General features: G+C 46.3%; 19 protein-coding genes and 3 riboswitches. Of the genes, 6 read left to right on the top strand and 13 right to left on the bottom strand.

Going from position 1 to position 24,686, the window contains the following annotated elements:
* Positions 1–285: 285 nt before the first annotated feature.
* The 3 genes from RQP50_RS17775 to RQP50_RS17765 all read right to left on the bottom strand — a co-directional run bounded on the left by RQP50_RS17775 (position 286) and on the right by RQP50_RS17765 (position 2,334).
* Complete coding sequence (locus tag RQP50_RS17775) at positions 286–486, bottom strand: cold-shock protein (RefSeq protein WP_005543633.1); 201 nt, start codon at positions 484–486, stop codon at positions 286–288.
* 236 nt (positions 487–722) lie between these two features.
* The gene (locus RQP50_RS17770; protein ID WP_315746246.1) at positions 723–1,421 is read right to left on the bottom strand and encodes an ABC transporter permease; all 699 of its coding nucleotides are present in this window, start codon (positions 1,419–1,421) and stop codon (positions 723–725) included.
* Complete coding sequence (locus tag RQP50_RS17765) at positions 1,411–2,334, bottom strand: ABC transporter ATP-binding protein (protein WP_315746245.1); 924 nt, start codon at positions 2,332–2,334, stop codon at positions 1,411–1,413. Before RQP50_RS17765 ends, RQP50_RS17770 begins: the two co-directional genes overlap by 11 nt.
* Positions 2,335–2,766: 432 nt before the next feature.
* A riboswitch (cyclic di-GMP riboswitch) is annotated at positions 2,767–2,854 on the top strand.
* A gap of 151 nt (positions 2,855–3,005) precedes the next feature.
* On the opposite strand from RQP50_RS17765, the gene RQP50_RS17760 reads away from it, so the two are divergent.
* Positions 3,006–7,979, top strand: coding sequence for a MucBP domain-containing protein (locus RQP50_RS17760; protein WP_315746244.1), 4,974 nt, complete (start codon positions 3,006–3,008; stop codon positions 7,977–7,979).
* Positions 7,980–8,055: 76 nt separating this feature from the next.
* Here the strand turns inward: RQP50_RS17760 and RQP50_RS17755 are convergent, their stop codons facing one another.
* Together RQP50_RS17755 and RQP50_RS17750 are read right to left on the bottom strand one after the other, a co-directional pair.
* Positions 8,056–8,709 (bottom strand): anthrax toxin lethal factor-related metalloendopeptidase, encoded by a 654-nt coding sequence (locus RQP50_RS17755; RefSeq protein ID WP_315746243.1) that lies wholly within the window; start codon positions 8,707–8,709, stop codon positions 8,056–8,058.
* 61 nt (positions 8,710–8,770) lie between these two features.
* Positions 8,771–8,856, bottom strand: a riboswitch (cyclic di-GMP riboswitch).
* Between the two features lie 105 nt (positions 8,857–8,961).
* Positions 8,962–9,047, bottom strand: a riboswitch (cyclic di-GMP riboswitch).
* Between the two features lie 235 nt (positions 9,048–9,282).
* On the bottom strand, positions 9,283–12,345 hold the full coding sequence (locus tag RQP50_RS17750; protein WP_315746242.1) for a copper amine oxidase N-terminal domain-containing protein: 3,063 nt from the start codon (positions 12,343–12,345) through the stop codon (positions 9,283–9,285).
* 288 nt (positions 12,346–12,633) lie between these two features.
* Between RQP50_RS17750 and RQP50_RS17745 the strand changes: the two genes are divergently transcribed.
* Entirely contained in the window at positions 12,634–13,593 is a 960-nt protein-coding gene (locus RQP50_RS17745) for an NAD-dependent epimerase/dehydratase family protein (protein WP_315746241.1), read from the top strand.
* 93 nt (positions 13,594–13,686) lie between these two features.
* Here RQP50_RS17745 and RQP50_RS17740 read toward each other — a convergent pair whose 3' ends face one another.
* From RQP50_RS17740 to RQP50_RS17725, 4 genes are all read right to left on the bottom strand, one after another.
* Positions 13,687–13,899 (bottom strand): cold-shock protein, encoded by a 213-nt coding sequence (locus tag RQP50_RS17740; RefSeq protein WP_021252735.1) that lies wholly within the window; start codon positions 13,897–13,899, stop codon positions 13,687–13,689.
* A gap of 201 nt (positions 13,900–14,100) precedes the next feature.
* Positions 14,101–14,751: a ribonuclease H gene (gene rnhA / locus RQP50_RS17735; protein WP_315746432.1), complete on the bottom strand. Its 651-nt coding sequence runs from the start codon at positions 14,749–14,751 to the stop codon at positions 14,101–14,103.
* 127 nt (positions 14,752–14,878) lie between these two features.
* Entirely contained in the window at positions 14,879–15,115 is a 237-nt protein-coding gene (locus RQP50_RS17730) for a DUF6953 family protein (RefSeq protein ID WP_021252737.1), read from the bottom strand.
* 270 nt (positions 15,116–15,385) lie between these two features.
* Positions 15,386–16,144 carry an MBL fold metallo-hydrolase gene (locus RQP50_RS17725; RefSeq protein WP_315746240.1) on the bottom strand — a complete coding sequence of 253 codons (759 nt, stop codon included), beginning with the start codon at positions 16,142–16,144 and terminating at the stop codon, positions 15,386–15,388.
* Between the two features lie 134 nt (positions 16,145–16,278).
* Here RQP50_RS17725 and RQP50_RS17720 point away from each other — a divergent pair, with 134 nt between their 5' ends.
* The gene (locus RQP50_RS17720) at positions 16,279–16,695 is read left to right on the top strand and encodes an Lrp/AsnC family transcriptional regulator (protein WP_315746239.1); all 417 of its coding nucleotides are present in this window, start codon (positions 16,279–16,281) and stop codon (positions 16,693–16,695) included.
* Positions 16,696–16,851: 156 nt separating this feature from the next.
* On the opposite strand, the gene RQP50_RS17715 is transcribed toward RQP50_RS17720, so the two are convergent.
* On the bottom strand, positions 16,852–18,039 hold the full coding sequence (locus tag RQP50_RS17715) for a serine hydrolase domain-containing protein (RefSeq protein ID WP_083545217.1): 1,188 nt from the start codon (positions 18,037–18,039) through the stop codon (positions 16,852–16,854).
* Positions 18,040–18,381: 342 nt separating this feature from the next.
* Here RQP50_RS17715 and RQP50_RS17710 point away from each other — a divergent pair, with 342 nt between their 5' ends.
* Positions 18,382–20,196: a hybrid sensor histidine kinase/response regulator transcription factor gene (locus tag RQP50_RS17710; protein ID WP_315746238.1), complete on the top strand. Its 1,815-nt coding sequence runs from the start codon at positions 18,382–18,384 to the stop codon at positions 20,194–20,196.
* Between the two features lie 91 nt (positions 20,197–20,287).
* Here the strand turns inward: RQP50_RS17710 and RQP50_RS17705 are convergent, their stop codons facing one another.
* Positions 20,288–21,262, bottom strand: coding sequence for a CapA family protein (locus RQP50_RS17705; protein ID WP_315746237.1), 975 nt, complete (start codon positions 21,260–21,262; stop codon positions 20,288–20,290).
* Between the two features lie 133 nt (positions 21,263–21,395).
* Between RQP50_RS17705 and RQP50_RS17700 the strand changes: the two genes are divergently transcribed.
* Positions 21,396–22,166, top strand: coding sequence for a YheC/YheD family protein (locus RQP50_RS17700; RefSeq protein WP_072730244.1), 771 nt, complete (start codon positions 21,396–21,398; stop codon positions 22,164–22,166).
* Between the two features lie 50 nt (positions 22,167–22,216).
* Here the strand turns inward: RQP50_RS17700 and RQP50_RS17695 are convergent, their stop codons facing one another.
* A complete protein-coding gene (locus tag RQP50_RS17695; protein WP_072730245.1) occupies positions 22,217–22,669 on the bottom strand; it encodes an SRPBCC family protein in 453 nt (150 codons plus the stop codon).
* Between the two features lie 279 nt (positions 22,670–22,948).
* On the opposite strand from RQP50_RS17695, the gene RQP50_RS17690 reads away from it, so the two are divergent.
* Positions 22,949–23,719 (top strand): AraC family transcriptional regulator, encoded by a 771-nt coding sequence (locus tag RQP50_RS17690; protein ID WP_315746236.1) that lies wholly within the window; start codon positions 22,949–22,951, stop codon positions 23,717–23,719.
* Positions 23,720–23,818: 99 nt separating this feature from the next.
* Here the strand turns inward: RQP50_RS17690 and RQP50_RS17685 are convergent, their stop codons facing one another.
* On the bottom strand, positions 23,819–24,577 hold the full coding sequence (locus RQP50_RS17685) for an exodeoxyribonuclease III (protein ID WP_315746235.1): 759 nt from the start codon (positions 24,575–24,577) through the stop codon (positions 23,819–23,821).
* Positions 24,578–24,686 lie beyond the last annotated feature (109 nt).

Genomic DNA, 24,686 nt, shown 5'->3' with positions numbered 1-24,686 from the left:
ATTTATCTGTCCGAAATGGCTCAATATGATTGCCATTGTCATACGAGAGGAAGCCGCCATAAGCTCGCTTCGAACAATAGCATAACATACTTCATCCCCGCTATACTGCCTCTACAACAAAAAAGATCGACAAATAAATGGCGTGGCTGCGAATATAACAAAAGCGAAGCAGAAACACAAAGAGCCGCCCCTGAGGACGGCTCTTTGCTATTCATACGGCATCCCTGCCGCATAAAATTAATAAATGCCCCAAACCTTAGGTCTGGGGCATTGTAATTTCGTGTCTTACAGCTTTACAACGTTCTCAGCTTGTGGTCCACGGTTGCCTTCAACTACGTTGAACTCAACGCGTTGGCCTTCGTCCAACGTTTTGAAGCCGTCGCCAGTGATTGCGGAGAAGTGTACGAATACATCGTTGCCGCCTTCAACTTCGATGAAACCGAAACCTTTTTCTGCGTTGAACCATTTAACTGTACCTGTTTGCATGAACAAATACCTCCTAAAATTTACATGACCTCTTATTTACATAAATAAATAAAATTCACATATTGGACAAGGTTATTCTAGCTTCAAAATAACCCTCTGCAATATGTGAATCAGGTCAAATTTGAATATAGTCATCTTACCACATGGTTACCCAAATAGCAATTCCTGTTTTTTAATTTGTTTTAATTTCCCGTTGTCCAAGTCTTCTCAGGCTCAGACAACGTCAGCGTATTCAACTAATTAACCACATCTACGTGCTCAACCTTCTTTATTGTCATGTACATTAAGAATGCACCGATCAGTGCCAAGATGATCGGAACGATAATGATTGAATTCAGCGAGACTCCCCCATTATTCGAGCACACGATGGAAACAATGAGCAAGGAAGACATGATCGTCGTCGGTGTCGAATTTTTTTTCATGCCGAAATACAGCGGAATGAGGCTCATAATGCTTGCAGCAATTGCATTCATGATCAACTTCAATGCCCCTCCCCCAATTATCGACAAAGTCAGGGGCTCTTGTATAATGGGTACAAATGCATTTGCTGTCAACAAGATCGCGTTGAGCACAATTTCAGACACAATAATATTGCTAAATGTGAAGATGGCGATAATGGCCAACTTGCTGAGGAGGATCTTTTTCCGACTTATTGGATACATAAATAGGATGTTTATTGTCTTTGATTTATATTCATCAATAATGAACCGAGATATCAATACTGCTGCAAAGACGATAAAGATCATTCGTACAAATGAATCCACACCCACAAAAAGGGCAGTGTAATCCGCGAAAACAACTTCTTCCATCATGTTAGGACTGTATAACATTAAGAATAAAATGGCGATCGCGACAACATTTGCAATAATCGCGTTTCGAATATACCCTCCTATGTGATGCTTCCGAAGCTCCAAAGCTATCAAATTACGCAACATGATCGCCTCCATCCAACAAAGATAAGAAGTATTCCTCTAAAGAGCTGTTTTTCTTATGGATCGATTCTATTAAAATATCGTTCATGACCAGTTCCTTCGTCAGCACTCCCTGCTGGATATTCGGATCATATACTCGAATTATGCGCTCGTCCATGACTCGTAGATTGTGTATGCCTAGTTTATCTTCGAGCAGGAACGCAGCTCGCGTGCAATCATTCGTCACAATCTCAATATATTCGCTATTTTTCATACGAACCTCATCCATAGACACTTCTGCAATTAATCGACCCTTATTAATGACACCAATCGTATCTGCAACAAGCTCAATTTCACCCAGCAGATGACTTGATATCAATATCGTTGTACCATATTGTTTGCTCAGCATGAGAAGCAAATCGCGTATCTCCTTAATCCCTATCGGATCCAGCCCATTAATAGGTTCATCCAACAGAAGCAGCTCCGGCTTCGTTGCGATCGCTCTGGCGATCCCTAGCCGCTGTTTCATTCCAAGCGAGAAATCCTTAACTGCTTTATTACCCACATGGTTGAGCTTCACCAGCTCCAATGCTTCATCTATGGCCTTCATGTTGTGATACCCCATGTACTCGCAGTGCAGCTCCATATTCTCTCGTGCCGACAGCTTGTCATAAAATACAGGATATTCGATAATTGTCCCCATCCGAGCCAGCAGATGATACGACTTAGGGGCTAGCGCTTCCCCGAATACTTCAATTTGGCCCATCGAAGGCTTAATTAAGTTCGTAATCATTTTCATAATTGTTGTCTTACCGGCCCCATTCGGACCCAAAAATCCATATATCTCTCCTTGACGGATGTTCATATTCACATTCGAGACAACCTCTTTGTCTAGGAACGTCTTCGTCAAATGATGTGTACGTAATAAATACGTCATGCCAGTATCTCCTCCCGCTCAATGCGTGCTTCCCGGTGACTTTATTGTATGAGGCATTCCTCTCTAATTCCTTACTCAATCCTTACAAAAATCTTAAGCTCTATTTGCTCTTCATTCAGTCTCACTCGACACACCTTGGTATTCCTGAAGCCGATTGCTAGATTATCTGCTCTACTCATTATCGTACGGGCATTGGAGCGTTTCAATCCGTTATTTCCTTCTGATAGCGATGAATAGTTATTAAGTTGGAGGCATATAGATGGATTATCAGGTATGAATCAACTCTAGTAGGTTAATACTTGTAGTATGTATACAAACTAGTATTTTCTTATCATTGACAAATTGTTCCTCGTAACCTATATTGAGCTTGATAGTTCCCTATGCCTATGATTACAGTCATCTTCGCTTGGATAAGAGGTGTTATGATTGATCAATCACATAGGGCACACTAATCGAAAGATTAGGCCGCAAAGCTTCGGAGTCTAACGGTCCTACGACCTATGATAGTCCGGCTGCAACTAACAATTCTGTTACTTGCAGCTGGACTTTTTTTATTTATGTGAAGTTCTGGCGGAATTAACTGTCCGTTGAGCTATATAAATAAGAATGAGGAGGCATGGACTCACTTCGGTAGGGGAGGAATAAAATGAAAAAATGAGGTGGCGAATTGAATGAAACGTAGAGTAAAGTTGGCCGTAACATGGCTGTGCGTATTTGCCGTGTTCTTCGGGTTTATTCCTCACACACTGCAAAGTGCAGATGCAGCCGCACGAGATCCAATTTGGCCAGAGCCAGGTGCTGTGAAATTAAGCAAGACAGCGAAGCCTACCGGGACGCCAGGAGAGTGGCAGATTACTCTGACCGCCGAAGGAAAGAACGTTGAAGCCGGTGATACCGATGTCGTACTTGTCTTAGACAAGTCAGACAGTATGAAAAACTACAAACGGTTAGACAATGCCAAAAAAGCAGCGGATAAATTTGTAAACACACTGCTTTTGTCCAACGTCAAAACAAGAATTGCTCTTGTCACGTTTAGCACCAGCGCAGAGGACACATCATCCGGATTTCTTGGCCAGAATGACAAACAAAAGCTCCTGAACAATATTAAGGGTATCTCGGCTTCCGGAGGGACAAACATACAAGGCGCTCTCAACACAGCACATCAGTTACTAACTACAAAGAGTTCAGCTAAAAATAAATTTATTGTGCTGCTTAGCGACGGTGCGCCAACGTTCAGTTCTCCTGCAAAAAAGGCCGCTCCTTATTCATGGCCCGACAACAAGTATAACTTTGTACTTTCCAACTTTGACTACACCAAGACTATCGGTTCTGGCAACAGCTATGAATTATCCTCTGGCTTGTTCGGAGATCGATACAAGATAGATAACTATACGGTTAAGGACAATGGAATTCCTACGATATCTCAAGCCAAAACATCCAAGGATGCAGGAATCACCATTTATTCGATCGGGCTCGAGGTCGGCAGTGATGCTAACGCTGTATATGTATTAAAGAACAGCGCTTCAGCAAACAACTATTACCCGTCTGACAGCGCAGAGCTGGAGAAGGTCTTCTCTGAACTGGCAGGGAAAATTTCTTACGCGGCTGAAAATGCTATAGTCAAGGATCCGATGGGTGAAATGTTTAACCTTATTTTCAAAGGTAATGCACCTGTTGAAAAGCAAGACTATACAGCATCTCAAGGCACGGTGAAATGGGATGCAACTTCAGAAACGTTTGTATGGGACGTTGGCAACATCGTAGAGGGAAGTCCAGCAACCCTGACATATACCATCAAAATGGACTCTTCCAAAAATCCAAGTGCCGATGTCAATTACCCGACAAACGGACGAACTACCATGGAATACACAGATGTGAATAGACAGCGTACAACAAAAGATTTTGAAGTGCCGCAAGTCAGCTTCGGCAAAGGCTCCATTCTTGTGAAAGGCTACAGGGTAAATGATCAAGGCGAGCCTATTAACGCAGACGGCAAGGTTGTCGAACGTGTGGATCTTGCAGAGCAGTTGTACAGTGGGTCTTTCACCATCAACGGCAAGGATGCGCTGGACATAGGGCCGAAATATAAGGTTCCTGCTCCGAAGCTTGATAACTATGTATTGAAAAAGGGTACTGACCCTACTGAAGAAACGTTAACGATTCAGGAGCCTAATAAAACCATTTGGTTCGGATATGCGCTAGCTCCACAAAAGTTAACGATTAAGTATGTAGATAAGGACTCTGGCACATCCATTGCTGACGACGATACTTCGCTCTCCGGTACCAACGGACAGACAATTACGTTGAAGGCGCTCGACATCCCAGGATATACGCCTGAGAACGCCGAAGTTCAATACACATTTAAGGCCAAGGACAACGAGTATACCTTCTTCTACAAGAAGACAGCACTCCCTATTACCATCAAGTTCGTCGATAAGGATACCGGCAAGTCCATCGCTAACGATGACACTTCTCGCTCAGGTAAGATTGGCGAGCCTGTTACGTTGAAAGCTATCGACATCCCAGGCTACACGCCTGAGAAGGAAGAAGTAACCTATACTGTCAAAGCTGCGGATAATGTGGTTACCTTCTTCTACAAAAAGGCGGATCTCCCTATCACTATCAAGTTCGTTGATAAGGATACCGGCAAGTCCATCGCTAACGATGACACTTCTCGCTCTGGTAAAATTGGCGAGTCCATTACGTTGAAAGCTATCGACATTCCGGGTTACATGCCTGAGAAGACGGAAATAACCTATACCATCAAAGCTGCGGACAACGTGGTTACCTTCTTCTACAAAAAGGCGGATCTCCCTATTACTATCAAGTTCGTCGATAAGGATACCGGCAAATCCATCGCTAACGATGACACTTCTCATTCAGGTAAAATTGGCGAGTCTGTTACGTTGAAAGCTATCGACATCCCGGGATACACGCCTGAGAAGGTGGAAGTAACCTATACTGTAAAAGCTGCGGATAATGTGGTTACCTTCTTCTACAAAAAGGCGGATCTCCCTATTACCATCAAGTTCGTCGATAAGGATACCGGCAAATCCATCGCTGACGACGACACTTCTCGCACAGGCAAAGTTGGAGAGTCCATTACGTTAAAAGCTATCGACATTCCGGGTTACACGCCTGAGAAGGAAGAAGTAACCTATACCGTCAAAGCTGCGGACAACGTCGTTACCTTCTTCTACAAGAAGACGGATCTCCCTATCACCATCAAGTTCGTCGATAAGGATACGGGCAAATCCATCGCTGACGACGACACTTCTCGCACAGGCAAAGTTGGAGAGTCCATTACGTTAAAAGCTATCGACATTCCGGGTTACACGCCTGAGAAGGAAGAAGTAGCCTATACCGTAAAAGCTTCGGATAACGTGGTTACCTTCTTCTACAAAGCAAACACTCAAAAAGTAATTATCAAGCATGTCAGCAACGTTACGCAAAGAGAAATCGCTGCCCCAACATCTGAACAAGGTGTCACTGGCCAGACGATAACGTTGAAGTCACTAAACATTCCAGGCTTTACAGCTGACAAAGCTGAAGATAGCTATACGTTCAAGGCCGAGGACAATGTATACACATTCTGGTATACGCCAAGCAAACAGACACTGACAGTGGAGTATTTGAGTAAAGAAACCAAAGAAGCACTTGCAGATTCCGAAACTTATAACCGGCCTACCGGTACGAAGCTTGGGTTGGAAGCCAAGAAGATTCCTGGCTATACGCCTGAGGTAGAAAGAGAGCTTTACACATTCACAGATAAAAACGACACGTACAAATTCTTCTACACCGCGAATCCACAAAAAGTAACCATCCACTACATTGACCAAGATACCGAGCTTCCTATCGCAAAAGATTCTTCGAAAGACGGCAAAACTGGAGAATCAATAACACTGACTGCACTAGAAGTCACAGGCTACACTCCAGTCAATCCAGAAGTAAAGTACACGTTCACGGCTGAGGCTAACCAAGAGCATACCTTCTTCTACACCAAGAATGCTCCTGTAGAACGTACTGTTCACGTCCACTATAAAGAGGCGGCTACTGGTGCGGTTCTGAAGGAATCTACTTCAACAAGCGGCAAGATCGGAGAAACGGTTACACTTAAAGCAGAAGATATTACGATTGATGGCGTAGTTTACGTTCCTGACTCCTATCAGCATGAATACACCATTACAGACCAAGAGGAACAATCCTATACCTTCACCTACAGCAAGAAAGAGCTGCCAACCTATTTCGTAACTGTTCATCACCTTGAAGAAGGCACTGACGCAGTGCTGCAGGAACCTACTACGGTCAGCGGCAAGTCTGGCGAAGTTGTTCATGTAACAGCTGAGCCAATCTCCGTAGCAGACGCTGTTTATCAGCCTTTAAAATTCAACCATGACATTACGATTGACGGAACTCCAGAACAACAGTACACGATTTACTACAAAAAGGGCGATCCTGTAGAGGCATTGCTGCTGACGGTACAGCATCTGGATAAGGAGACTCTTGCACCGGTAGCAGAACCAACTTCGTTGAAAGGCAAAGCCGGAGAGCACATCACACTGAAGCCAACACCGATCACAGTGACAGACGCTGTATATAATCCAGAACAGTCTACTTACAACTATGTCTTCACTGCGGATGCTTCACAGACGTTCACGATCCTCTACATCAAGAATCCAATCAGCAAGCCTGATCAGCAAGTAACGATTAAATATGTGGAGCAAGGAACAGGCAAGCAGCTCGTAAATCCAACGACGAAGAGCGGTAAAGCCGGGGAGAAGGTCGAACTTACGGCACTGTCCATATCGGGGTACACACCTGTGAAATCCACTGACACTTACACCTTCACCGATAAGGAAGGACAAGAGTACATCTTCTATTACACGCAAAACTCAAGTGGCGGAGGCAGCAGCAGTGGCGGCAGCAGTACCTCCTATTATCCAAGCTCCAAGCCATTGCCACCAGTTCCACCATTGCCACCGGTGCCGAAGTTAGAAACGCAATATCATTACAATTACATCAATGGATATCCGGATGGGGAAATCAAGCCGAAAAAACTGATCAGCCGCGAAGAAGTGGCTGCTATCTTCTACCGCTTAATGGAGAACACTACACGAGCCAACTTCTTGAGGGGCACCAACTCTTACAAGGATGTAGCCGAAAAGCGCTGGTCGAACAGACACATCTCCACGATGGAGAATGCAGGGATTATCACTGGGTACCCAGATGGCACTTTCCTGCCAGAAAAACCGATTACGAGAGCAGAGTTCGCCGCAATTGCTTCCAGATTCGATAAGCTGAATGAGCAGACGAATACACTGTTCTCCGATATCAGCGGTCATTGGGCAGAGAAATACATTGTATCGGCAGCCAACAAAGGCTGGATTAAGGGTTATCCAGATGGCAAGTTCAAGCCAAATCAGTACATCACTCGTGTCGAAGCAATGGCGTTCATCAACAGCGTACTGAACCGAAAAGTGCACAACGATGATGTCCACAAAGACGCGAAGAAATGGCCGGATATCGCCCCTACGGATTGGTACTATTCCGATGTGATGGAAGCGACGAACTACCATGACTACCACCGCAACAAGGATGAATTCGAATCGTGGGAGAAAGTAAACGCTGATGTCGTGTACCCATAATCGCGACTGAGCACGAATATGCAGCAAAGCGCCTCTTCGACGCATGTCGAGGAGGCGCTTCTTCTATGTAGGGCTCTTAGCTCGCAAATAGCTTAGCCATAAATTCATAAGTTAACGGCATGCTGCTCTTCAAATCGCCCCTTGTCGTATCGCTAAACAAATACAAGCTAGCAGCTTCAGCGAAATACTCCGTTGGATACGTCGAAACATAGCCATCACCTTTATATTTTACACTTGCTTCTTTATTGAAAATGGTGTTGAATTCTTCAGTACCACTAATTTCATTGAAAACGAGTCGGTCAACCGCATGCAGCGTCTCGTGAATTTCCAGATTAAACGAATTGTGCCCCTTCCCTTTCTCGCTATACCCGATGCGAACCGCCACAACTCGCTCGCTCACTCCAGGAACATCGTCCCATGTCAATCCAGTGCCTTCCCACCCTCTTGGTACTACTCCCTTCAGGTAAGCAAGTTCTGGCTCGTCCGTAATGGCTCCTTGTGTAAGCTTAATCTTAACTCCTTTACTATATAGAGCATTCAAGACCGATGTCGGAATCTTCTCCAGCCGCTGCTTCATTGCAGCTGCCTCACTTCGATTGTAATCGCCGTTAGGCAATACAACCAGCTTGTCCAGAATAGTCTGCTCCTGCGCTTGAACCGGAACTGCGAATAATGGGCATACGATGATAACAGCAAGAATAAATGCGACAACACGCTTGTCCCATTTCACAATACATTCTCCTCCCGAAGCGAACAGCTGAATAACCGATTCAACACTGCCCTGCTTCATGATTGGTAACTGGCTGGCTTAGCGAGATTCGCTGTAGCCCCTATAGCTTTGCGTCACCATTTTTCAATGGCTTTGCCCTTGTGCAAATACGGAGTGCATGATATGAAGTTTGCAAGCAATAAAAAAAGATCCCCACTTACCGAAATAAGAAGGGATCGTAACGTACATGGACGTTGCCGCTATTCCTCTATAATCGGTAACTGGCTGGCTTAGCGAGATTCGCCGTAGCCCCTATAGCTTTGCGTCGCCATCTTTCGATGGGTTTGCCTTTATCAATATAGACTCTATTGAAATGGAAAATAAATCTATTAGTTCTATATCACTAGATTAATGCTGCTAGAATCGAAAGTCAAGCAGGTAACGGCAAAATTTTACAAGAAAATCGAGTCCTTTTTCCTCCCTATGCCTGAACTTGTCGCATTGTCCCATAACAAAGAGCCCCGATACAATCGGAGCCCCTTCCTCTATGAATCTACCTACTCCATCACTGCCTATAGATTTACTTCGTATGCTCTAGAAGGCTTCACCAGGAATGATTTCATTAGATGCCTTGGACAAATTATTGGCTGTTGCTTGTCGGCCATCTGCAATCGACAGAATGAATATACGATAGGCAACACCACTTCGAAGTGCGGATCCTGTAATGTCCTTATCTGAAGAAGTAAGCGTCAGGATACCCTCCTCCGATACCTTCACCACACGATATCCTCCGTTGCGTACCCGATTGGCTTCCGTCAATGTAAAGCTATCTACGTATCCAGAAGGAACTGCCATTATCGCGTAATAGGCGATGCCCTTGCTATCTGCTGCCTTATCGAATGATACTTTGAGGATTGCTCCTTCCCCTTCCAGGACAGCAGTTACATTCGCCGCTGCCGGAACCGCAGGATCAAGCAGCTTAAACTCCTCGGAAGGAGCAGAGAGTGCATTGGATGCACCTCTCCCTTCGGACACAGATAAGATAAATACTCGGTATGCCATCCCTTTTGAGAGCTGCTTGCCGTACACATCACGTGCAGCATCAGGCAGCATCTCCTTCACAACGCCCGCCTGCTTAGATACCTTCTTATAATTGATTGCCGATACGGTATTTGCAGCAGATAGCTTATAGCCCTCCGCCTTCTCCGACGGAACGATTAGAATTCGATATTCGGCAATTGTGGAATCATTAGCAGGTGCCGAGAAGCTCACTTCCACATCCCGGCTATTGCCGTTGTTCTTTGTTCCTTGCACAGCAACATTAGTAACTGTGTCTGCCCCTAGGTTATCCTCCAAGACGATATTTGGGGAAGGTGCTGACAATGCATTTGTTCCGCCGTCATTGTCTCCTACTGACAAAATAAAGACTCGATAACTAACACCATTTTTAATGGATGAACCATCCACATCACGAGCATCCGGGGACAACGTCAAAGTACGATTCGCTCCGTTCGTTTTGACAACTGTGTAATTGGATCGCGGTACTTCACTAGCCGCAGAGACGCCGAACTGACTTGCATTCGCCGATTTTACGACCAGCACTCGATATTGGCTTATATTCGACTCATCTACTGCTCGGGTATATGCTACCTGTAGATCTCGGCCATCACGATAATCGCTAACATCCTGTACACCCACATTCGTAGCGGAGTATACCACAGCACGATTCTCCAGTGTAATCGGCCAAGACGGATTGGATAAGGCATTGGAGTAACTGCCCTTCCCAACAGATAAGACAAATACCTGATAACTGATTCCATTTCGAATAGAAGAGCCATCCACATCACGGGCATTGGAAGGCACCACAATACTTTGATGTCGTCCCGTTGTACTGACAGCGATATAATTTGATCTAGATATTTCATTTGCACCGGACAGTGTAAATCGATTGGCATCTGAGGACTTTACGACCATAATTCGATACTGGCTAATATCCGACTCATCCGATGCCCGCTCGAAGCTAACTCGCAAATCACGGCCATCATTATAATCGCTGACATCACTGACCGTTACATTCTTAGATGCCTGAACATTCCCTTTATTGTTGAGTACGATCGCAGAAGATGCTGCGGAGAGTGCAGAAGCATTGCCATCCTTGGCTACTGCCATTACGAATACGCGGTACGTCTCCCCATTGCCAATATAAGATCCCTGTACATCTCGGGCATTGGACGGCAATGTCGTCGTTATGTTGTATCCATTCCGCGCAACATCATAATATCTGCCGGACGGAACTCGGTTCGCATCGGACAGATCGAAGCTTCCGGCATCTCGATTTCTGACTACAAAGATCCGGTAATAGCTCACCTTCGATTCATCGCCGGAGCGAATAAAGCTAACCTGCAAGTCACGTCCATCCCCGTAATTGCCCACATCATCCACTTTTGTAATGGACGGCGCCGCGATCGGACGATCCAGCGTAATAGAGGATGAACCTGCAGACAACGCATGCGGAGACACCTTGCTATTGCTGCTTACAGAGAGTACAAATACGGTATATGAAATATCGCTGCGAATATAATCACCGGATACATCTCTTGAGGAAGAGGAGAGCGTTGTCGCTAACGTAGAATTGGAACCAGATTTGGAGATTGTCGTGTAGAATGAGTTAGGCACAGCATTTGCAGCAGCCGTGTCAAACCGATTGGCATCTCTTGTCTTCACAACGTGGATTTGATAATTCGCGATGTAATCATCATACTGCGGTCGTGCAAAGCTGACCTGAAGATCTCGGCCATCTCCGTAATCGGCCACATCGCGTACTTGCACATTGCTTACAGCGGACACTGTTGTGTTCGTTAATGTTAGGGTTTGGGAAGCTGAAGATAACGCCGACTTGTTCGTACCTTTGCCTACCGCAAGCACTAACACCACGTAGGATTGACTCTTCTTCAGAAGGTCTCCATCTACATCGCGAGTGTTGGATGTAAGCGGCACTTGTTGTGGCCCGCCAATCGGGAACGCCACGGTATATTGACCTGTAGGAACAGCCAATGCTTGCGACAAGGTGAATCCATAGACATTCGCGGCCTTCACTACAAATACGCGATAGTGATCCACCGCTGATTCCGTTGCCGATTTCAAGAAGCTGACCTCCACATCACGGCCATCTCCATACTTGCCAGCCGTTTGCGCGCTGACACTTGTTACTGGGGCTACCGTTTTGTTTGCAGGGAGTGTCCGAATATAAACGCTCTGTGATCGCTGATTCCAGCCTACCTCTGCCCCAATTGCCTCACTGACGAAGCGTACAGGCACCATGGTTCTCCCCAGCAATGTCTGCGGCGGTACATCAAGTACAACAGCGGAGCCGTTTATGGTCGCTGCCTTGGAGCCAATCTTCAGCACAATGGTAGTATCGTCCTTAATGGCCGTCACCATTTGCCTTCTCTGATCCCACAACACCTTGGCATCAAGCGCTTCGAATATGGCGCGCATCGGAAGCATCGTTCGACCCTGAAGCGTTGTCGGTGGCTGATCCGTAATCAACTTCACCCCATCCATGTAAATGCTGATGGATGCAGCTGCTTGCAGCTGTGTTGGAATGACAAGCAGCAGCATGACGACTGCCACAATCCCTGACAGTATCCTTTTCACCCGTTCCTCCTCCTCGTTCACCAAACATGATAATCCAATATATGTCTTCCTGTTGCCTTCTTAACGTGGCAATCTAGAGAAAGGTTTCGCTCTAAGTTGCAATCATTCAAATTTGGGCTTGCCTTTTTTTTCGCATGGCTTCCATTACTATTCAACAGGATAGTTACTATATAAATTAACCGTACTTTTATTAGAAAAGCAGTTCGATTATGATAACAGCACAGCATGCGCATGTTGAATTCATAATTACGGAATGTGATGGAGCAAGGCTTAGGAGGAGGAACACGTTTGAGAGCAATTGTATTTGGAAGCACCGGCTTCATTGGAAGTCATGTCGTAGAGCAGCTGCTACATGCTGGGCATGAGGTTACCGCCGTCGCACGGCATACAAGCAATATCTCATGGCTCAAGCGGAGCGGCGCTCAAGTCATCCAACTCCATATGGAGGATCGTACAGAACTGGCTTCTGTCATCCAAGGACATGATGTGGTCTACAACTGCACAGCAGATGCGAAGCTGAATTCGACGATACGCTTAGACGCACCCGTAGAAATTCAATTGACGAAATGGTTGACAGAAACTGCAGCCGCGCAAGGAGTAGCCCGCTTCGTTCAGTTGAGCACCATTGTTGTCTATGATTTCCGCAGCATTGAGCCAATTGATGAACGATATGATACTCAACCGATGTACCCGATACAGCAGTTAGCACTAGCAAGGGAGGAGATCGTACAAGAAGCTGGCCTCCGTAATGGAATGAAGACGGTAATATTACGTCCGGCAAGCACGATTGGAGTACGCGATCAATCCTCATTCTTCGCCAGAAAGTTCGTGGCACATGCCCGCGATCAGTATCCAATCGTCGGCGGTGGTTCAACGAAAGTGTCTCTCGTCGATACTCGCGATATCGGCCGTGCGATGGAGTGGCTTGGTACATATGGTGAGGTCGGGCAGGATAATGGGGTTTATGTATTGAAAGGATTCGATACGACTTGGATGCAATTGAAAGAGGCCATCGATGCCGCTACAGGAAAGCGCGCTTCCCTTCTCCATATCCCCGCTGAACTGACTGAGGAACAACGGAAAGCGTATCCTATGTCGCCTTTTGCATGGGACACATTAACGACCAACCGCATTTGGGACGATTCGCAAATTCGCCAGCAAGGATTCCAAACCCTCTATTCCATGGAGGAATCGGTTACGGATGCAGTTCGTGATCTGATGACTCGGCAGCAATATAGGGCTTATTAAGTAATAATCTACTTTTAAAATACAAAAAGGGACACGAAAATTCGTGTCCCTTCATAACGAATAAACTTAATGCACAAGTAACCCCGTCAACCCTTACTTGGAGGATTGAACTGGACTCGTGTTGGCAAGAACGGCTATCTTCTTCTCACCCTTGACCATTGCAGACTTGCATTGCGGGCATGTCGGTTCATTTGAAAAAGTGAAATTATCTCGCATCCATCCATTGCAATCTTCACTCGAACATATCCACACCGATGTTATTTCCATCGGCACATCCTCTTGTGATTTCTTCCGCGAGCTGTACAAACCCCATCTCTCCTCACATGATATGTTGATACGCCGACTGTAAATATAAAAGCCCCAAACGTCACGTTCGGGGCACGATATTGCGACTACAGCCGAATCAGTATGGTTCCATTATACCATACTTCCAGATTAATCTGTGTAAAAAGTGGATCTCCGTTCCAATTCTGAATCAACCTGTACAAAAGCTCTGTTGAGAAGTGGCTATTTCCTCCCGTAATCGGCCTTAATCTCGCCCCAATGCTCGGTTTCCCACTTCAGGATTTTATTGCTGTAGGTATTCGTCTGCAGCCAATGAAGCGCCCGGTCTACTAAATTCCACACTTCCTGCGTCGATTCATTGCGAACAAGCGTTGTCGCCACTTTCTTCTCGCGTACCCACTTCATCGCGGTTCGCGAATCACTGTATATGGTCTTATTGCTGCCTTGCTGCTTGAGGTAAGCCAAAGAATGCACGATGGCAAGAAACTCGCCTAGGTTGTTCGTTCCATTGGGTATAGGGCCATTCGCAAAGATTACTTCTCCTGTCTTCGTATCTACACCCTGATACTCGATCGGGCCTGGGTTCCCCCTCGTCCCTACATCTACGGAAATGCTGTTATAATCAATCTCCGATTTGGATACGGAAGCAGCAGCACCACCAGCAGACTTCCCAGCCGCTCCCTTCTTGGCAGCTCCTTGACCCCAATGCTTCTTCCAGCCTTCCCGATAGGCCTTATCCGCTTCGCTCTTGGAGGTATAGGACTTATACTTCGCGTCCTTGTAATTGCTCACCTGCGCTTGGCATTCCGGCCAGCTCGTATAGATTCCTGGCTTACTTCCTTCCCATACCACATAGTATTTCTGCTGCGCCATAACTCGTACCGCTCCTTCACCTTCTGCTTCTCTATTGACAGCGACAGCTGCCACTCCACCAGAAATACAGAGGAACATGTTGTTCCTCGTGATCCAGCGTTAGTTGCTCCATCTCTTTACGCCAAGCTTACGTCCATCCCCAGCAGAATCCATCTCTGTCCCATGCGACTTTGCCGCGATGCAGCTTACGGAACGCCTTCTTCACTTCCTTGTCGAGCGAAGCATTCCCATTCTCATTCACATATACGAAATGCTCCCCGAAGTGCGCCTTCACATATTCAATGACATCGCTCTGATAAGCGACACCCTTCGTTCTAATTTCATCGATCATCCATTCCGCTACTTGCTGAGCTGTGTATTCCACCAACATTCCACTCCTAATTCGTATCGATACTTGCATGCCTGTTTTCATTATAAATGAGCCCGCATCATATTCCTAATGTGCTCCACAAATTTTCCCTAATAAAAAAGCCGTCGGTATCCGACAGCTTTCCCCACTCTTTATCCGTAATCCGTTATCCAGTTTTCTTCGTAACGATTTTCAAGGCACCGTAAATGAACAATTCTCGAACATAACTTCCAAGCTGTACGTGCAATTACCATTGTCTAATCTCGAAAGATAACATCATATACATCACAACGTTATGACCTGGCCATCTTCTGGAACGAAGATTTGATCCGCAATCCCTTTCTCTTGAGAATAACTACGCAACTCCTGCCTCGACAGCAAGCAGTGATTCACCGCCTCCATATGCGATGAAATGATAATGGATTCCGGCGATGCCTGATGCGTCCGATAAATATCTTCCTTAGTCATGAGGATTGGGTCCCCGATAAGGAATTGAGCTGCACCTCCGTTTACCACAATCACTTCAGGCTTGTGCTGTTGAATTGCAGCGTCCACCTCATCGCACCAGATCGTATCTCCCGCGACATACAAGGTCTTCTCTGTTGGATGCGACAAGACGAAGCCGGATACCCTGCCCATCCGCTCTCCAATTTCTCCAGTGCCATGCCGACCAGCTGTGCGCTGCAAACAAACTCCTCCTACGGAGGTATGTTCATTCATCGCCTCGACATGATGGAAGCCCGCATCGCGAATCGATTGAGCATCCTGCTCGTTTTGGGCAATAATGCGAATCTCTTTAGGCAACACCGATTTTGCCGTGTCGTCGAAATGATCAAGATGAAGATGCGTTATAATGACGGCATCCACCTGAATAATCTCTTCAATAGGAGTCGGCAGCTCAACAAGCGGATTGCGAAGCTCCGCATGCGGTGTATTTGGGAATGCTGGGTAAGTCCCCTTAGGGGCCAAAAATGGATCAACCAGCAGCCTTTGACCTCCGTACTCTATAATCAGCGTAGCATTGCGAATTTGGGTAATGTTCATTCTGCACTCCTCCTGTGGCAAGCAAGCCTCTTTTTCTCTTCCTACGAATAGGATAATATGATTGGAGATAGGAAGACATATACAGAATCAAGCGTTAAGCGTCAAATACTTGATTAATGAAAGAGGTTGTTACGATGCTGGATTCTACGTATCAACGCATTATTGAAGAACTGTCCCGCAATGGACGAGTCTCGATGAAGGAACTGGGACAGAAGATTCATATGACAGGTCAAGCAACGGCGAATCGCGTACAGAAGCTGGAAGACGAAGGCGTTATTGAACACTATACGATTCAATTGAATCAAGCCAAGGCTGGGTACCCCGTACAAGCATTTATTCAAATCTATACAAAGCAGCCGGATCATCGCCCATTCTTGTCCTTTGTCGAGACACAGCAGACCTATGTTCTTCATAATTATAAAATTAGCGGCGAATGCTGCTATATGATGGAGTGCCGCTTCCCCTCCAATGAGGAACTGGATGCATTCCTCGTGGAATTGAATCAATATGCGAATTACAGACTGTCGATTGTCATTAAGAAAAACCCTTAAATAGAACTCACAAATCTTCAACCCATCATTTAACGCCATACATCGTCAAACATTCTAACTTTCTTGTCAGCCAATGCTGACAGTAACATAAAGAATACAGCCGTCTTTAAGACGGCTGTATTCTTTGTCCTTTTTATCAGACATGACAATGATTATTTACGGCTTATCGGCACCTTTGAATTCGGCACGAAAGATTTCGTCATGGGGATTAGTCGAGGATCCTGCAAACTGAAGTATATTGACGTTAGCACTCATGACATGCTTGCCGTCAAGCGTTCCCCCGCTTTGTGAACCGAATCCATGAATACCCCCGCTATGGCCCCACACCGACTCTCCATTTGGACTCTTCGTTACTTCATAAATGCCCAAGCCATACCGACCGATAGGGGTATCCACACCATCCAGCATTTGAGTCATCAATTCTTTTGACAACAGCTTGCCGCCTAGCAGTGCACTGAAAAACGCATTCAGATCCTTGGCGGTCGAAATCATGTCGCCCGCTGCGTTCCCCCATGAAGGATTGAGCTCCGTGATGTCGACGTATCCTCTGCCTTCCAATGTGATATAGCCCCGTGCATGTGGATCTGGCAAAGAGGACAGCGTGCCTGGAACGGAGGTACTTTTCAACCCCAATTTTGCAATAATGCGTGCCTCGATATTTTCGCCGTACGTTTTACCCGTAACCTTCTGGATAATAACTCCCGCCAATACATAGTTCGTATTGGAGTAGCTCCATCCCTTGCCGGGCTCGAATAGCGGCTTCTGCTCCAAGCCAAGCCGAATCAATTCATCCGCGGAATACGTTTGATAAGGCTTCTCTACTACGATCCGCTTAATGAAGTCTTCCGTTGTAAAATTGGCAATGCCGCTCGTATGATTCAGCAGCTGACGAATCGTAATTTTGCTCCCATCATATCCATTCCCCTGAACCACGCCTGGAAGCCACTTTTCCACGGAATCATCCAGACTCAATTTGTTCTCCTCCGCCAATTGAAGCATTACAGTTGCGACGAACGTTTTCGTAATGCTGCCAATACGGTAATGGAATTCCGGATCCATCTTACGATCACTATAAATACTTGCCTGGCCCGCCCCATACGACCACACCTGTCCATCCTTTACAACCTGTGCTAGGATACCGGGAACTTCCTTACGCTTCACAAGGTCATCCATCGTCTGTTGGACAAGTGAATGCTTCTCATTTGGTAGATGGTTTACTTGACTTTCTTGTGTCGAAGCCCAATTGTTTCTCACATCCTGTGCCCGAGCTGCCGAAGTATTCAGCAGCATGGATCCTGCAAGCAGCACAGAAAAACTCGCCAATAAACATTTTTGAAATAACATAGAATCCTCTCCTCTTCTTTTCTTGTAGAATCGCGGCATACATCATGCACTCGGTAGATTCAGAAGCTTAATGCCCGCGAATTAATCTCAAGCTATCTGAAAAATGTCATATTTCGTAGTAACGAAATGTCACTTATGACAAATTACTAGGCAATATGCTCGCGCAAAGGGGCATGACATGGGGTTCATATGACAAAATGTCATGATGTGACAAGCGCTGTATCATCCCGTTCTGCCGTTAAATTCTAGTAACATGGATGACGTAATTGCCTCTTGACTGTCGTCATAGTTGTTATCAATACATTGCAGAATCTATCGGGACTATGAAATGAGGTGCTAACATTGAATATAGCAATACCGTGGACGAAGCAGCGGGCGTGGTACGATTGGGCGATTCTTGTCACTCGATTCTATTGGCTGATCAGCGCGTCAGTCATCGTACTAGCGTTCCGTGAAGAGTTCCCTCACGCGATGTGGATGCTCTGTACGCTAGCCTTGCTCGTCTATCCTCTTCCATTGCTGCTGCGCTTCGGAAGACAATGGCACATGCTTGCGGAAATCTTGCTTGTCGGCGTTTTTAGTATTTGGATAAGTGCCTACTTGCCTTTAGCCTCATGGCAATTCCTTATGGCTGCCTTTGTATTCGGCTTCTTAAGCAGCCGCAATTCGCTATGGTGGACCGCTCCCCTGGTTGTGATCTGTATTCCCTTTAGTCTCGGCATGGCCGTTAATTCAGCAATGGATGAGATTTTACTCCGATACCTGCCGAACAACGGGTTAGCCTACTTTCTAGGCTTTGCTTTTCAATTGCTGGCACTCACTCATAAGCAAGGTCTCATCATTCAAGAGCAGAATCGCGTGCTCGAGCATCATGTGACCCAAGTAGAGAGGCTTACCTTGATCGAGGAGCGGAGCAGACTGTCCCACGAGCTCCACGATACAATCGGACACACGTTAACATCCGTCATTATGGGATTGGAATCGATGCGTCCCGCCATTCCTGCATCACACGGCGAGCAATATGGAGAAATAATAGTACGGGCTCGCAAAGGGCTCGATGATATACGCACACATCTGCATGAGCTATCCCCCGATCAGATGGATGGAACCCTAAGCGAATCGATAAATCAGCTGTCGAACAACTTCTATACCTCGACAGGCATCAAGGTAAAACTCCGCGTGTTGGGAACAGAGTGCCCTGTAACGAAGCACGTCAGTCACTGCCTATACCGTTGCTTGCAAGAAGCCCTGACGAATGCTGTACGTCACGGACAAGCCACCTCCATAGATATTTCGCTATATTACGATGAAGAATGGCTCCGTCTGCATATCGAGGACAATGGCCAAGGGATGGAGCAGGTACAATACGGCTATGGACTTTCGGGTATGAAAGATCGTCTGCTTGCATTGGGCGGGAATCTGTCTATTCATTCCGTGCCTAGAGAAGGTACGGTAGTCGTATGTAAGGCGCCTCTCATCATGCCAGCGCCGAACGCTGCAGTGCGCGTTCTTATCGTAGACGATCGGGAATCGATTCTGCATAGCTTGCATGTGTTATTGACCAAGCACCCTGAATTCGAAGTGGTCGGGGCGGCCTCCAATGGGCGGGCAGCACTGGAACAGTGCGAGCGATTCCATCCAGATCTAGTGCTTATGGATGTAAAAATGCCGAAAATGGACGGGATTACCGCCCTTCAAACGATGAAGCAGCGGTGGCCTGACTTAAAAATTGCATTTCTGACTACTTTTCCGGACGTCGGGCAAGCGATGACGGCCCTTAAGCACGGTGCCAACGGCTATATGCTGAAGTCAGTCCATCCTAAAGAACTGATTGAGGCCATTAAATTGATTAACAACGGCGGGACGTGGATCGCGGAAGGCATTGCGGAGCAAGTATTTGCAGGCATGAAGCAATCAAAGACGAGCAACATAGAAAATAGCGCAGGTCATATTCAAGACAATCCATATGGACTTACACAGCGTGAACACCAAGTATTGCACCATCTATCATTGGGCCTTAGATACAAGTCAATCGCGAAAAAGCTCTTCTTAAGCGAAGGCACTGTACGAAACTATTGTTCCATCCTCTATTCCAAGCTGAATGTAGGCAATCGGGAAGAGGCTGTATTAAAAGGAAAACAGGAGAATCTTTGCTAATGACCCCAGCAACGCGAATGAAGGAGCAATAATTGCCCCTTCTTATTTTACTGTTCGACCTCAACTGACACGCCCGTTAGGGGTCAGTCCATTAATCGGGGATGATCGAGAACGCGGTTCGTCCCTGTTCTTCTACTCGTTGTACGGTTGTCAGCCTCTGATCGATCTTGGTAATATCCGTAATTCCTTGTTTGTTCTTCTCAATCGTTAACGATAGGATCATCCCTTGCAGCGTCTTTGGGTTCTTCTTCAATCTCGTTGTCAGGAAATTTCCTAGCGAAGAAGCCGCCACCCGGAGCCGAGTGCGACCGTACCTATCCTTCATTTTTTTGGAGATGACGGGATGAAGGACATGTGGGTGAGCGCCCAGCACCACATTTACACCGTGTTGGAACAGCAATTGCATGAGCCTTCGCTGCCTTGCCGTCGGCGTTGTTCGATATTCCTGTCCGAAATGCAAACAGGCAATGACCAGATCTGTTTGCTCTCTCAACGCCTTAACATCAGCAAGCATCCTGCTCGGATTCAGGCGATTGACCTGCCACGCTTTTGGGACAGGGATTGAATTTGTACCCAGCGTATACGCGGCAATGCCTAGCTTGATTCCCTTTACAGGTATGATCATGGATGTGTGCGCATCTCTCCTCGAACGATAGGTACCCGTGTGCTTCAATTCATAACGATCAAGAACTTCAAGTGTTCGGACTAACCCCTTCCCGCCCCCATCCATGCAATGATTGTTCGCAGTCGAGAAGAAATCAAATCCTGATCGCTTCAGTGCAGGTGCCAATTCATCTGGACAGCTAAAGATCGGATACCGTGTGACAGGATGCCTTTGCTCCTTCCAACGATTGCTCCCCTTCTGTTTCAAGATGCCGTCATCATGCCAGGTTGCACCCGAGAATGTCATCTCTAAATTGCCAATCGCAAAATCATGCTCCTGTATATAAGGAGCTACTTGTTCAAAAATCGGTTCAAATCGATAGCCGTCAGGCTGCTTCGCTGATCCAATGATTTCACTCTTCATCAATATATCTCCTACCGCGGCAATCTTGATTACCGTCAAGTCGCTCACCCCTTCCTGCCCATAGTTTATTCAGCTACCCAACAATGTGTAAAAATAACGCGAACAATACGGGCAAGGTCCCAGTCAGACGAATAGGATAGGGTAAACACCTACAGGAGGAGGATCAGACTCCATGAAGAGAAAGGCGAGAAAGACAGCAGCTAAAACACATTCTCTAGTCGAGCCAAAGGGACCAAAGTGGGAACATCATCTCGCATTGATGAAGGATCATGAGCTGCGCGGGCATTTACCAGAGACATTGAGGCTGGATAAGGACTCTTTATCATTCATGCTATCGCTGTATCCAACAATCTATGTAAAGCCGAATCAAGGCGCCTTCGGTGAAGGGGTCATGAAGGTAAGCAAATCAATGGATTCCTCTGGATCAGAACAGTTCCATGTCCATCACGGAACGAAGCAGCATACTTTCCATTCGGAAGAACAATTGTATCCCTTCATTCTGGCGAAGAAGACAAGCAAAAAATATATTGTGCAGCAGGGAATTGATTTGATGAAATGGGAAGATCGCCCCTTCGATCTGCGCATTATGGTCAGGAAGCAGGAAGACGATAGCTGGAAGAACGAAGGTATTCTCGGCCGTGTTGCCCAGCCTAACAAAATTGTGACAAATATTCGCAGCGGCGGAAGCTCCATGTCGATTGAGAAGTTATTATCCTCGCATACCAATTGGGTCAGTCTGCGCAATGTGAAAGAGCAATTGAATCGGATCAGTGCGCGTACAAGTGAAGTGATTGAGACCAGATATCCCGGAGTGAGGATACTCGGTATTGATATCGGCATCGATCAACAATTAAAGCCATGGATCATCGAAGTGAATATGAAGCCAGAGAAAATATGCTGGGATTGCATCGAAAAACTCTACCAGGAAAGTGAATCCGTCTAGCCTATGGAAAGCAAAAGAGAGCCGACATAACGTCGACTCTCTTTGCCATTCTACCAGCCAAAATCCAATGTCTTTCCCGTTTCAGCCAGTGTCTTAATATTGCTTAGTATCATCCACCAATGTCCCTTCGTACTCTCATAGGATGGATGTCCTTCCGTCCAGTTGTCATTGACCAATGTTAACCGTGTACAGCCGCCAACCTCGTCAATCGTGAAGGTAATCCGAGTCTCCAGCTCCGCATGATTCTCACGATAAGAGGGCCCTGGATGCTCTGTATAGCTCAACACTTTGTTCGGTTCATAGGCCAAAATGCGCCCATACACATGCACCGTCTCGTCGCCTTCATTGCCTGGACCTACATATTCATAAGGAGCTCCAATTTCAAAGGTCGATTTCAGTACACTGCCGAAGAAAATTTTACGCGTCCCTTCTGGAGACGCGATCGAATTCCATACAATCTCAGGCGATGCTCCAATATAAAATTCATACTTTAATGCTTCCATTTGCCTTCACTCCTTCGCAAAATGACTGACTGCTCGTTCCCAGACTAAGCAGCATTGCGGTGATTCCCATCTATTGCTACTATGATTATAGATATTGCCCGTAAGCTTGTATTGTAAAAACGCGACAGTCCACAGGAATTAGGCACATTGTAACGGTTGGCACATAACAGGGGCTTGCTCAATCAACAAGTCCATCGTCCTTCAATCTTGATTTCGGGAGTGATTCGCATCGTACTTATGCAACCCACAATCCATAAGCCTAGCATGGGCATTTTGAACATGAAGCAAGGCGAACAGAAATTCACGCTTGCGCGCCATGTGCCCTCTGACCAATTGCGTGATGTTATTAAGCACTTCTGGATCATTCGCTGGGATCTAACCGATCAGCCTCCATACGAACAAGGGATTGTTCCAAACCCATGCGTTAATATGGTCATTGAGCATGGTCACACGGCTATCTATGGAGTTGCGCAGAACCGCTATTCTCATCGTCTGGAGGGCAAGGGAAAGGTATTAGGCATCAAATTCAGGCCAGGTGGATTTTATCCGTTCGCGGGCCTGCCCATCTCCCAGATTACGGGCCGTTCAATGCGTCTTGAAGATGTGTTCCAAGCTGATCCGCGTCTACTTGAACAGGCTGTCCTATCCGAGGACGAGGATGAGGATATGGCCGCGGCAGCAGAAGCCTTCTTCCTAGCGCATCTTCCCGCTAGAGACAACAACGTGGCTTATCTCAATCGCATCATTGACCGTATTCAGGGCGATCGCCATATTACGAAGGTCGATCATGTATGTGAACAATTTGAGGTGAATAAGCGCAAGCTGCAAAGACTGTTCCAGCAATATGTGGGTGTGACGCCTAAATGGGTCATTCGACTGTATCGATTGCACGATGCCGCAGAAACAATCGACTACGGTTCTTATCAAGATTTGACGAGACTATCCATAGATCTTGGCTACTATGATCAATCCCACTTTATCAAGGATTTCAAGGCTATCATCGGTGCTACACCAGAAGAATATACGAAGCGTGTTCTTCACGCAACATAGGAGAAGGCCGGATTCCCCTCGCTGTATGGGTCTCCGGCCTTCTGTTATTGATTCATAATTCCAATGGTTTCATTCCTGCTTCTAGCTTATGTTCTCCAGCTATATATCCTCTATTATCAAATGAACCGGGCAATGATCACTACCCATGATGTCCGAATCGATGCGAGCATCTACTAAAAAATCGTTCAATCTCGAAGATACGAGGAAGTAATCAATGCGCCACCCGATATTCCGTTCACGCACCTTCGGCATGTACGACCACCAGCTGTACGCGTCCGTCCGATCCGGATAGAAATGCCGGAACGTATCTGTGAAGCCTGCGTTTTGTAAGATGGTCATCTTCTCCCGCTCTTCTGCTGTGAATCCGGAATTGCCCTGGTTTGACTTCGGATTCTTCAAATCGATCTCTTGATGAGCAACGTTCAAGTCGCCACATACGATGACCGGCTTGCACGCATCCAGCTGCTGCAAATAGCCGCGGAATCGCTCTTCCCACTCTAGTCGTTCTTCCAGACGGGAGAGATCACGCTTCGAGTTCGGCGTGTACACATTGACTAAGAAGAAAGATTCGAATTCAAGCGTAATGATGCGGCCTTCCGGCTCCTCATTCTCCTCAATGCCATAGCGAACCGTCAGAGGCTTCTTCTTCGTAAATACAGCTGTGCCGGAATATCCCTTCTTGAGCGCATAATTCCAATACTGCGAATATTCCTCCCCAAGATCAAGCTCAATCTGCCCTTCCTGCAGTTTCGTCTCTTGGACACAGAAAATATCTGCGTCCATCTCTTGAAAGTAGTCCATAAAACCTTTATTCACGCAAGCGCGCAACCCGTTCACGTTCCAGGATATAAGCTTCATCTTCTATATCTCCTTGCTTAGCTATCAATAGTTTAGATGGTACTATACTATGTAGTGTACCATAATCTAGTACGGCCCGTAGACCAATCAAGTAAGAGTATATTGGGAT

Source organism: Paenibacillus suaedae, from assembly GCF_032337355.1.
Taxonomy (GTDB): Bacteria; Bacillota; Bacilli; order Paenibacillales; family Paenibacillaceae; genus Paenibacillus_B; species Paenibacillus_B suaedae.
This window is presented reverse-complemented; position numbering and strand designations above follow the sequence as displayed.

Bases quoted from the DNA above. Each gene is read 5' to 3' on its own strand.
- RQP50_RS17760 (WP_315746244.1), top strand. From the start codon at position 3,006: ATGAAACGTAGAGTAAAGTTGGCCGTAACATGGCTGTGCGTATTTGCC.
- RQP50_RS17770 (WP_315746246.1), bottom strand. From the start codon at position 1,421: ATGTTGCGTAATTTGATAGCTTTGGAGCTTCGGAAGCATCACATAGGA.
- RQP50_RS17685 (WP_315746235.1), bottom strand. From the start codon at position 24,577: ATGAAGCTTATATCCTGGAACGTGAACGGGTTGCGCGCTTGCGTGAAT.
- RQP50_RS17695 (WP_072730245.1), bottom strand. From the start codon at position 22,669: ATGGAAGCATTAAAGTATGAATTTTATATTGGAGCATCGCCTGAGATT.
- RQP50_RS17715 (WP_083545217.1), bottom strand. From the start codon at position 18,039: ATGTTATTTCAAAAATGTTTATTGGCGAGTTTTTCTGTGCTGCTTGCA.
- RQP50_RS17775 (WP_005543633.1), bottom strand. From the start codon at position 486: ATGCAAACAGGTACAGTTAAATGGTTCAACGCAGAAAAAGGTTTCGGT.
- RQP50_RS17765 (WP_315746245.1), bottom strand. From the start codon at position 2,334: ATGACGTATTTATTACGTACACATCATTTGACGAAGACGTTCCTAGAC.
- rnhA (WP_315746432.1), bottom strand. From the start codon at position 14,751: ATGGCGCAGCAGAAATACTATGTGGTATGGGAAGGAAGTAAGCCAGGA.
- RQP50_RS17725 (WP_315746240.1), bottom strand. From the start codon at position 16,144: ATGAACATTACCCAAATTCGCAATGCTACGCTGATTATAGAGTACGGA.
- RQP50_RS17720 (WP_315746239.1), top strand. From the start codon at position 16,279: ATGCTGGATTCTACGTATCAACGCATTATTGAAGAACTGTCCCGCAAT.
- RQP50_RS17690 (WP_315746236.1), top strand. From the start codon at position 22,949: ATGAAGCAAGGCGAACAGAAATTCACGCTTGCGCGCCATGTGCCCTCT.
- RQP50_RS17700 (WP_072730244.1), top strand. From the start codon at position 21,396: ATGAAGAGAAAGGCGAGAAAGACAGCAGCTAAAACACATTCTCTAGTC.